Genomic DNA, 675 nt, shown 5'->3' on the forward strand with positions numbered 1-675 from the left:
AACCCACTCAGAACCCTGTAGCGGAGCATCCAGGTGGCGCTGAGCGGGCCGCTGCCTTGGAGAAAAACGGCCACCGCCTCGGGGGTAATCTCGCCGATCTCGCGATTCCCCATCACTCGGCAGAACCGGCGCAGCAGCACCTCGGCAGACTCGAAACGCATGCCCAATGACCGCTGCTTGGCCAGATAAGCGTCGACGACATCGGTCAGCCTCATTGCAGCTCTCCCAGGTCGAATGCACCGACCTCGCGAAGGGCCTTCATGTTCACCTTGGCGTAGACGCTGGTTGTCGCCGCGCTGCGGTGTCCCAAGTGGTCCCCGATCTCTTTTATCGATAGGCCTTCGGCAAGAAGCCGAGAGGCGCAGGCATGGCGAAGCGCATGGCCCCCGCGATGGGCAGCGTTGATTCCAAGCGCGACAAATCTGCGGTTAGCGACATCATAGATGCTCCCCGCCTTCAACGGCCGATGGGGCGCTTGCATACTGAGGAAGACTTCCGGACACGACGACGACGGCCGCACCACGTCGATGTAGCGGGCGAGCGCCTCAGCAACAGATAAAACGAGCGGATAGATCTGCGGCTGGCGGCGCTTTAGACGAAAAAATCGTAGGGTCCGACCGGCCCAGTCAATCTGATCGAGGCGCAATGCCACTACTTCGCCGCTGCGCATTCCAT

General features: G+C 61.3%; 1 protein-coding gene and 1 pseudogene. Both read right to left on the reverse strand.

Going from position 1 to position 675, the window contains the following annotated elements:
• Positions 1 to 215, reverse strand: a pseudogene (locus CEV33_RS01475) (tyrosine-type recombinase/integrase); the annotation flags it as partial.
• Positions 212 to 675, reverse strand: a 464-nt coding sequence (locus tag CEV33_RS01480) for a tyrosine-type recombinase/integrase (protein ID WP_167388091.1), incomplete at its 5' end; no start/stop codon positions are given. The gene CEV33_RS01480 and the pseudogene CEV33_RS01475, both read right to left, overlap by 4 nt.

Origin of the sequence: Brucella grignonensis, from assembly GCF_002252505.1 — a bacterium.
Classification (GTDB): Bacteria; Pseudomonadota; Alphaproteobacteria; order Rhizobiales; family Rhizobiaceae; genus Brucella; species Brucella grignonensis.